This window comes from Zhongshania sp. (assembly GCF_041623545.1).
In the GTDB taxonomy this organism is placed as follows: Bacteria; Pseudomonadota; Gammaproteobacteria; order Pseudomonadales; family Spongiibacteraceae; genus Spongiibacter.
This window is the reverse complement of the sequence record NZ_JBFJWS010000131.1, coordinates 1-8,452: the sequence shown is the minus strand read 5'-3', so window position 1 is coordinate 8,452 and position 8,452 is coordinate 1. Positions and strand designations below refer to the sequence as shown.

Sequence of the window (8,452 nt, the reverse complement as noted above, 5' to 3'; positions counted from 1 at the left end):
TTTGATTCGTGTCGACTATTTCTGTTCGTCAAAGCCACAATAAAACGCCGGAAGAATTGCGTGATTTGATTCGGCAGCTAGCGATAAAGTTGGAAGACAAGTACCAGCTTAAATCGACTTGGCTTAATGACGATGAGGTTGAGGTGCAGCGCTCTGGTGTGAAGGGGCGGATTTCGTTGAGGCCCGCCGAGGTTAAGGTAGATATTAAGTTGGGCCTGATGATGGGGGCCCTCAAATCGACTATTCAGCGCGAAATTTCGCGTTCTATGGCGGAAAAGCTCGGTTAAATACTGAAGCTCGGTTAAATACAGCGTAGTTTCAGGTTCGCGAAGAAATTCTTAATGTGGGGAATTTTTAGGGGGTGGTCAGCTCTAAAGCTTGTTGTATTTGACCATTCTGAGTGAGTAAGGGGGTTCAGGGGCGTATGAAGAGTCTGAATAATCGCGCTAATCGGCGTAACAAGGAGTTCATGAAAGGCATTTTTTTGTGCTTTTTCTTAGGGTTGGCGCAGGGCAGTTTTGCGTTATTCCCCCAGCAAGATGCCGAGGGTCGAACCCTGCCGAGCTTGGCCCCCATGCTGAAAACCGTAAATCCCGCTGTTGTGAATATTTCAACGTATACCACCCGTAATGTTCAGCAAAACCCGCTATTAAATGACCCGTTTTTCCGTCGCTTCTTTAATGTTCCTGAGCAGCAACTGCGACCTCAGCAGCGCCGGACCCAGAGCGCCGGTTCCGGCGTGATTATTGATGCAAAGGCGGGGACAGTGCTCACTAATCACCACGTTATCAATGGCGCTGATGAAATTACCGTTGCTTTGGAAGATGGCCGGAGTTTTAGTGCCACTTTGGTCGGGTCTGACCCAGATGTTGATATTGCTGTTTTAAAAATCGATGCCAAAGATTTGCACAGTGTGAAATTAGCCAATTCTGAAAACCTCGAGGTTGGTGACTACGTGGTGGCGATTGGTAACCCTTTTGGTCTTGGTCAAACGGTCACTACAGGTATTGTTAGTGCGCTTGGGCGAACTGGGCTGGGTATCGAGGGTTATGAAAATTTTATTCAAACCGATGCCTCGATTAACCCTGGCAATTCCGGCGGTGCGCTGGTGAATTTACACGGCGAATTAGTAGGGGTGAATACCGCAATATTGGCTCCTGCTGGTGGGAACGTGGGTATTGGCTTTGCGATTCCGATCAATATGGCCAAGGTGAGTATTGATCAAATTTTGGAACACGGCGAGGTTAAGCGTGGCCAGCTTGGCGTGGTGATTCAAGATCTTAGCGCCGAGTTGGCGGAAGCCTTTAAACTCCCTAAGCATCAACGTGGCGCCGTCATTGCCGAAGTGCAGGATAAATCAGCGGCGGAGGATGCTGGAATTAAGCCCGGAGACGTGGTTATCGCGATCGACGGCAAAGATGTCCTTAGTTCGGCTCAGTTGCGCAATGCTGTGGGTTTGCGACGAATCGGTGACAAGGTAGCCATAACCGTTTTGCGCGATGGGAAGACAAAAACCATTAATGCCCGTTTAAAGGCCCCGGCTGCAGTAAAGCAAGCGGCTAGCTTGCCTGGAAATGACGTGAGTAATTTACTTAAGGGTGTTGTGCTGCGAGATTCTCCGGATGGGCGTGGCGTAGCGGTGGCGGACGTGGCCGCCGACGCGGATGCGGCCAATAAATTACAGCCTGGTGATTTGATTGTGTCAGTAAATCAGCGTCGGGTAAGGGATGTTAAGGAGTTTAGCGCGGTATTGGCTGGCAGCAATGGTGGCTTACTGTTAAGAGTATTGCGCGGTCAAATGGCCTTGTGGGTTGTTTTGCAGCCCTAATTGTCGCTGAGCTTGTCTCGAGGAGTCGACGAAATGATGAAAAAAGCCCTTGGTGCGGTGTTGTTTGTGCTGCTGTCCGCCTGTGCGGGTATTTCGGTCAACTCCGACTTCGCCGCAGATTATGATTTTGCTGGGGTGTCGACTTTTGCTTGGTTGCCTCGGCCAGCGATCGCGGAAAGTGCAAGTGGCGCGGATTTAGACAACGATTTAGTCCGTCAGAGAGTCACTGATGCTGTTGATGCCCAGCTTGCCGCCAAGGGCCTAAGCCGAGTGCTGGATGGGGTGCCAGCTTCGGTGCTGGTGACTTATCACTTAGCCAAGGAAGAGAAGGTCAATTTTAATAGCTTTGGCTCTTGGTATACCCATTTTGCTTACTACCCTTGTTACTACTGTGACTACAGACCCGGCTATGGGCGCGGCTATTTTGGCCACGGTCATTTTTATGACGATGATATCTGGGTGCGCAGCTATGAAGAGAGTAGCTTAATAATCGATATTATCGACGCCAAGAGTAAAAAACTGGTTTGGCGGGGTACGAGCAAGCGAGTAATGCCAAGTATGGAAACCCCAGAAGAGCGGCGGGTGTATATTAATGAGACTGTGGCCGCGGTATTGGCTAAGTTCCCCCCTGGGATTGATCTTGCGCCATGAGTGATAGCGCTTTGATTAATCGAGAATATTTTGGAATATCTGCGCGGGCGACTTGCATATCAAAGGGCTTTCGTCGACAATAGCGCCCGCGTTGAGGCCTAGCCTAAAACGTGTTTTCTGCGGTAGTCCTTCCGGTCCCCCCGCAACGAGAGATAGCGAACTCCGCCAGGCCTGGAAGGGAGCAACGGTAGTTATCATATCGTGTGCCGGGGTGTGGCTGGTTGGACTGCCACCAGAGTGTTAAACCTTCCTTCTGTATTCATTTCTGTTTGCTTTCATTGGTTTATGTCCTCGCAGGGCTGGTGTATCCTTGCCGCTTCCACGTCAGGAATTATTCAATGAGCTATCAGGTGTTGGCGCGTAAGTGGCGCCCGAAAACCTTCCGTGAAATGGCTGGCCAAAATCATGTGCTTAAAGCGCTGATTAATGCCCTCGATCACGACCGTCTGCATCATGCCTACTTGTTTACCGGTACTCGCGGGGTGGGTAAGACTACTATCGCCCGGATACTCGCCAAATGTTTAAACTGTGAGGTCGGTGTTAGCTCCGAGCCCTGCGGTCAATGTCATGCCTGTGTGGCTATCAATGAAGGTCGTTTTGTTGATTTGCTTGAGGTAGATGCCGCGTCGCGGACCAAGGTTGAAGATACCCGCGAAATACTCGACAACGTGCAGTACACGCCTAGCCAGGGTCGCTATAAGGTTTATCTTATCGATGAGGTGCATATGCTCAGTAGCAGCAGTTTTAATGCGCTGCTGAAAACCTTGGAAGAACCACCAGCCCACGTTAAATTTTTACTGGCAACCACTGACCCTCAGAAATTGCCGGCGACCATATTATCGCGCTGCCTACAGTTTAATCTCAAAAATTTAACCGCCGAGCGCATCGTCGATTATTTGAAAACCATTCTTGAAAAAGAAATGGTTCACTACGAAGAACCGTCGCTCTGGCTGTTAGGTCGGGCCGCTGACGGCAGTATGCGCGATGCCCTAAGCTTGACTGATCAAGCGATAGCCTTTGGTTCGGGGAAACTGGCCGAAAACGATGTTCGGCAAATGCTGGGCACGATCGACCACGGCTCGGTATATCGTTTAATCGAGGCTTTTGCCGCTAGTGATGGCGCCGCGTTGTTAGCGATTGTGGCTGACTTAGCGGAAATGGGCGCGGATTTTGCTGGAGTGGTAAGTGAGTTGTTAGTTGTGCTGCATCGCTTGGCAGTGGCACAAACAGTCGCTGAAGGCTTGGACAATAGTTTGGGTGATCGCCAGCGTATTATCGATCTCGCAGCCACGGTGACAGCAGAGGATGTTCAATTTTATTATCAAATGGCATTGGCTGGACGCCGAGATATGGGTTTAGCCCCTGATCCTCGAGCCGGTTTGGAGATGTTATTACTCAGAATGTTGGCCTTTAAGCCCCAGGGTGTGATTGACGGACCTAGGCAGGCATTACCCCGCGCGAAGTCAGCGGCGGAGGTCGCTGCTCCCGTAAAAAAGCTTTTAGCGAATGAAGCAGAACCGGCGGTAGCGGCGTTACCCGCCCAAGCGGCGCCAGTAAACGTCGAGGCAGCTAGCGTTCAACAGGCTTCCAACCTTGTGCAGCTTCCGCGCGCCGAGCCTGTAAATAATTCAGTTCAGCCCGGTCCTGTGCGAAGTGATTCCATAGCGCCGTGGGAGGAACAGCCCGCTACTCCCGAGTTACACTCTGAGCCTGTGGTTTCAGCCAGTCTCGCGCCCGCGACTACGCCAGCTGAAACACGCCTTGTCGAACAGGCGGTAAATAGGCCCGCTGCGCCAGTAAGTACTGCGCCATTGTCGCCTGAAAAGCCTTCGATCGCGGCTGTCGCAAACTCAGAAAAAGTGAGTTTGACGGTGTTTTCAGAGCAAATTTGGCGGGAGCAATTCGAGCAGTTTAATCTTCCGGGTATGCTGGGCAGTATTGCCGGCCATTGTCAGCTGGTTGAAAAGACTGAGACTAGCCTTGTATTTAATATTGATGAGGCAAATGCAGCACTGTTAAATGACCGCCATATTGAGCGGCTTGGTGAAATGCTCAGTGAGTATTTTGCCGCGAATCTGCAAGTTTCGGTGCATATTGCTGCGACGCCGACGGAAACACCGGCCGCCTACCGCCAGCGCTGCCTAGATGAACGGCTAGTGATTGCCAAAGAGGCGCTAATTGCCGACCCAATGGTGAATCGATTAATTGCTGAATTTGACGGTGTTCTGGACCCTGAGTCGGTCCAGCTTTTAAGTTAAATTGTGTGAGTAACGTAGAGATACCCAGATGAAACCTGATTTAAATGAATTGATGAAAAAAGCGGCTGAAATGCAGGAAAAAATGCAAAAAGCCCAAGAAGAGCTGGCCAATGCTGAAGTGCAGGGTGAGTCAGGTGCTGGCTTGGTCAAGGTGACCATGACCGGGCGTCATGACGTTCGCCGAGTGAGTATTGATCCGAGCTTGATGAGTGAAGATAAAGAAATTCTCGAAGATTTAATTGCCGCGGCCGTGAATGACGCAGTTCGCAAGATTGAAGCGAACAGCAAAGATCAAATGGGGGGCATGTTGTCGGGAATGGGTATGCCGCCCGGCTTTAAGATGCCTTTTTAACAATGAGTTATAGTCCTTTAATCGATGAGTTAATTGATGCGCTGCGTTGCCTACCCGGCGTTGGCGCTAAATCCGCACAGCGTATGAGCTTCCAATTATTGGAGCGCAATAGGCCGGGTGCCGCCCGATTGTCGGCGGCTCTGGCAAAGGCGGTAGATAAGGTAGGTCACTGCAATAGCTGTCGCACCCTAACGGAGAATGAACAGTGCTTTATCTGTGCTGATAGCCGCAGGGATAAGCAAACTATCTGCGTGGTTGAGTCGCCGGCAGATGTGGTTGCCTTCGAACAGAGTGGTGACTATAAAGGCCTTTATTTCGTATTAATGGGCCATTTATCCCCCATAGACGGTATTGGCCCTGAAGAAATAGGCATTGATCATTTGCTGCAGCGCGCCACTGAATTGGCCGTCAATGAACTGATACTGGCTACTAACCCGACGGTCGAAGGGGAAGCAACGGCGTACTACATTACCGAACAAATGCGTAGCCGGGGTATTGCCGTGAGTCGTATTGCCCATGGCGTGCCATTGGGCGGCGAATTGGAATATGTAGATAGCGGCACTTTAGCCCACGCACTGAAAGGACGACGACGCATTGACTGATCCACTGGCATCCTGCCTCTACATTGACAGCGATGATGTATTACACGATTCCTGTGCCATTTGGGCGCAGGCCGAGTTTTTGGCAATTGATACGGAGTTTATCCGCACCGACACGTTCTATCCCATCGCTGGCTTATTGCAAGTTGGGGCGGCTGGGCATTTGTATTTGATAGACCCACTTAATATTAGCGATTGGTCTGCATTCACAGATTTATTACGGCGCCAAGATATCCCCAAGGTCATCCACTCCTGTAGTGAAGATTTAGAGGTCTTTCAGGTGTTGTTTCAGTGTGTGCCTCAGCCTCTTCTGGACACGCAAATAGGCGCAGCGCTGGCGGGCTTGGGTTTTGGTCTTAGCTATCAAAAGCTTATTATGGAATGCCTCGGGATTCACGTTGAAAAGGGCGAAACACGCTCGGATTGGCTGCGCCGTCCTTTAAGCGAAAGCCAGTGTACTTATGCGGCATTGGACGTGTTGTATCTGCAAAAGGTTTACCCCTTGCTGAAACAACGTTTAGAAGAAAAGGGTGCGCTTGATTGGTGGTTGGAAGACTGTGCCGTTATTACGGCACAAGCCGAGAATCCGGCATTGCCCCAAGATTATTATCTGCGAATTAAATCGCTGTGGAAGTTAAACCAGCGCCAGCAGTACGTCTTACAGCAGCTTTGCGCGTGGCGGGAGATCGAAGCCAAAGAGCGCAATATCCCGCGGGGTCGAGTGATAAAAGACCCAGTGTGCTTTGACATTGCCCGGTTATTACCTGGCGATTTAAACCAATTAAGCCGAGTGAAGGAACTATCTCCAGGCAGTATTCGGCGTTACGGTGACGTAATATTAGCGCTAATTAGCAGCGCTCGGTCGGTTGCAGACGACGATTTACCGGCACCGGCCCCAAAACCACTGACACCAGCGCAGACGCAGCTAATGAAACAGATGAAGGCCCTCGGTGAGGTCGCTGTAGTAGCGGCGGATATCGCGCCGGAAGTCCTTCTGAAAAAGCGGGATCTAGAGGAGTTGATTCGCACCGGCGTCTTGCCCCCATCACTTTGCGGTTGGCGTAAGCCCATAATTGGTGACGCGCTATTGAGCCTCGGCGGGAAAAAATAATGAAGCGTATTTGCGCGGTTTACCGCAGCCCTTTGACCGAGGGAATGTATTTGTATGTTGACCATCAGGAAGATTTAGCCAAAGTGCCGGATGCGCTGTTAGCGCGCTTCGGTAAGCCAGTGCGGGCGATGACCTTAGTGTTGACCGCCGAACGCAAATTGTCCCGCGCAGATGTGGTCAAAGTTATGCAGGAAATCGCCGACAATGGCTATTATCTGCAGATGCCGCCTCAGCCTGAGCGCCTAAACCCAATGGTTGGCACCGAACGCGATGGCTGACATCGTGCGGCCGCCTTTTTGGGAGGTGAAATCCCTCGACGAGATGTCGACCGAGGAGTGGGAGTTGCTTTGTGACGGTTGTGGTAAATGCTGTTTGCAAAAACTGGAGGATGAAGACAGTGGAGAGGTGTTTTTTACTGATGTTGCCTGCCGTTTGTTGGATACCTCGAGTTGCCGCTGCAGTGATTATTCCCATCGACAACAGCGTGTGCCCGATTGCGTGCAGCTCAAGTTAGAGGATATTAGCGAATTTCATTGGTTGCCGAAAACTTGCGCTTACCGCGTGTTGAGTGAAGGCGGGCGTTTAGCGCCGTGGCACCCTTTGCTGTCGGACAGTGACGAAAGTGTGCATCGCGCTAAAATATCGGTGCGGGGTCGCTGTGTCAGTGAACTGGCTGTTGCTGAGGAATCGTTGGAAGACCACATAATTCACTGGGTTAACTAAGGTGTAAGATGATTAATATAGATGATTACCGCTTGGCTTGGCAGGTATATTTAGGGGTGGGTTCATTGGCCATGCTGGTTTGGTTTTGGCTATTGCGGCGAATTTCCTCGGTATTTCTGCGTTATTGGTTGTTGTTTGCGGCATTGGCTTTTTTGTTTATACCGGGGCGCCACCCAGCTGAGCCTGAGTTGCTAGTACCCGGTAGTGCGTCGGCGGTATTGAGCTTGATGACTGAGGGCATCGAAAGCGCAATGTCGACCTTGATTCTTTTGGCCGCAGGGCAGGTTTTAGCGTTGATTTTGGCCATCGCGACAGCGACTATGTTGGCAAGCGGACAAAAAGCGCCGGCGCCGGCAAAGACAGCGGCCAAAAGCAGTAAATCTAAGCCCTACAGTGGACGGAAAGAGCCATCGCTATAGTTTCTTGTGAGATTTTCGGCTTAGCCGCTTGAGGATGGATTCCATCTTTATGTTAATTCGCTATACTTTGGCATGGTACCCAAGTTATTTCTTGGTAAAATGATTAAAAAGACTGCACTGATGGCAAGCCAATTGAAAGCAGTTCAGTAGGTAAGCTCATGGATTTGAAGCTCGTCAGCTTGGATGGCAATGAAGCCTATGCTATTGCAGCGGGGACGGTTGTTATTGGCCGAGATAACGACTGCGATATAACGATCGCCAAGGGTTTACTTTCCAGGCACCACGCGAAATTGAGCTATATTAATGGCGAGTGGATACTCGAGGACCTTGGGTCGACTAACGGCACCTGCATCAATAATAGGTTACTAAAAAGCCCTGCTGCAGTTAAAGCCGGCGATGTGATAACTTTCGGCGAAGCAGCGTATTACCTAAAAAGTACGGAAGAGGAAGAGCGTACTATTGTGGCCGCGCGGCTTCCCCAGAAAGATACCTTTAGTGGCGGCTCCGTTGT

Annotated in this window: 11 protein-coding genes and 1 other RNA gene; all 12 read left to right on the top strand. The window is 50.7% G+C overall.

The annotated features are described in order from the left end of the window. Positions 1 to 8 precede the first annotated feature (8 nt). Positions 9 to 287 (top strand): polyhydroxyalkanoic acid system family protein, encoded by a 279-nt coding sequence (locus tag ABYT30_RS12010; protein ID WP_373079345.1) that lies wholly within the window; start codon positions 9 to 11, stop codon positions 285 to 287. A 137-nt stretch (positions 288 to 424) separates the two neighbouring features. After that, complete coding sequence (locus ABYT30_RS12005) at positions 425 to 1,828, top strand: DegQ family serine endoprotease (protein WP_373096668.1); 1,404 nt, start codon at positions 425 to 427, stop codon at positions 1,826 to 1,828. A gap of 33 nt (positions 1,829 to 1,861) precedes the next feature. Then, positions 1,862 to 2,479: a DUF4136 domain-containing protein gene (locus ABYT30_RS12000; RefSeq protein ID WP_373079350.1), complete on the top strand. Its 618-nt coding sequence runs from the start codon at positions 1,862 to 1,864 to the stop codon at positions 2,477 to 2,479. A gap of 129 nt (positions 2,480 to 2,608) precedes the next feature. After that, positions 2,609 to 2,705: signal recognition particle sRNA small type (gene ffs, locus ABYT30_RS11995), an RNA gene on the top strand. A gap of 112 nt (positions 2,706 to 2,817) precedes the next feature. Further along, positions 2,818 to 4,737, top strand: coding sequence for a DNA polymerase III subunit gamma/tau (dnaX, locus tag ABYT30_RS11990; RefSeq protein ID WP_373096666.1), 1,920 nt, complete (start codon positions 2,818 to 2,820; stop codon positions 4,735 to 4,737). Positions 4,738 to 4,765: 28 nt separating this feature from the next. After that, entirely contained in the window at positions 4,766 to 5,089 is a 324-nt protein-coding gene (locus ABYT30_RS11985) for a YbaB/EbfC family nucleoid-associated protein (RefSeq protein ID WP_373096664.1), read from the top strand. Positions 5,090 to 5,091: 2 nt separating this feature from the next. Further along, on the top strand, positions 5,092 to 5,691 hold the full coding sequence (recR, locus tag ABYT30_RS11980; protein WP_373079358.1) for a recombination mediator RecR: 600 nt from the start codon (positions 5,092 to 5,094) through the stop codon (positions 5,689 to 5,691). Next, entirely contained in the window at positions 5,684 to 6,799 is a 1,116-nt protein-coding gene (gene rnd, locus ABYT30_RS11975) for a ribonuclease D (RefSeq protein WP_373096663.1), read from the top strand. The genes recR and rnd overlap by 8 nt, the downstream gene beginning before the upstream one ends. After that, positions 6,799 to 7,077, top strand: coding sequence for a YcgL domain-containing protein (locus ABYT30_RS11970; RefSeq protein WP_373079363.1), 279 nt, complete (start codon positions 6,799 to 6,801; stop codon positions 7,075 to 7,077). The genes rnd and ABYT30_RS11970 overlap by 1 nt, the downstream gene beginning before the upstream one ends. Continuing rightward, positions 7,070 to 7,522, top strand: a complete 453-nt coding sequence (locus ABYT30_RS11965; protein WP_373079366.1) for a YcgN family cysteine cluster protein — start codon at positions 7,070 to 7,072, stop codon at positions 7,520 to 7,522. Before ABYT30_RS11970 ends, ABYT30_RS11965 begins: the two co-directional genes overlap by 8 nt. Positions 7,523 to 7,530: 8 nt before the next feature. Further along, positions 7,531 to 7,941 (top strand): hypothetical protein, encoded by a 411-nt coding sequence (locus ABYT30_RS11960; protein ID WP_373079369.1) that lies wholly within the window; start codon positions 7,531 to 7,533, stop codon positions 7,939 to 7,941. A gap of 158 nt (positions 7,942 to 8,099) precedes the next feature. After that, positions 8,100 to 8,452, top strand: a 353-nt coding sequence (locus tag ABYT30_RS11955) for an FHA domain-containing protein (protein WP_373096662.1), incomplete at its 3' end; no start/stop codon positions are given.

Bases quoted from the DNA above. Each gene is read 5' to 3' on its own strand.
- ABYT30_RS11970 (WP_373079363.1), top strand. From the start codon at position 6,799: ATGAAGCGTATTTGCGCGGTTTACCGCAGCCCTTTGACCGAGGGAATG.
- recR (WP_373079358.1), top strand. From the start codon at position 5,092: ATGAGTTATAGTCCTTTAATCGATGAGTTAATTGATGCGCTGCGTTGC.
- ABYT30_RS12005 (WP_373096668.1), top strand. From the start codon at position 425: ATGAAGAGTCTGAATAATCGCGCTAATCGGCGTAACAAGGAGTTCATG.
- dnaX (WP_373096666.1), top strand. From the start codon at position 2,818: ATGAGCTATCAGGTGTTGGCGCGTAAGTGGCGCCCGAAAACCTTCCGT.
- ABYT30_RS12000 (WP_373079350.1), top strand. From the start codon at position 1,862: ATGATGAAAAAAGCCCTTGGTGCGGTGTTGTTTGTGCTGCTGTCCGCC.
- ABYT30_RS11960 (WP_373079369.1), top strand. From the start codon at position 7,531: ATGATTAATATAGATGATTACCGCTTGGCTTGGCAGGTATATTTAGGG.
- ABYT30_RS11965 (WP_373079366.1), top strand. From the start codon at position 7,070: ATGGCTGACATCGTGCGGCCGCCTTTTTGGGAGGTGAAATCCCTCGAC.
- ABYT30_RS11985 (WP_373096664.1), top strand. From the start codon at position 4,766: ATGAAACCTGATTTAAATGAATTGATGAAAAAAGCGGCTGAAATGCAG.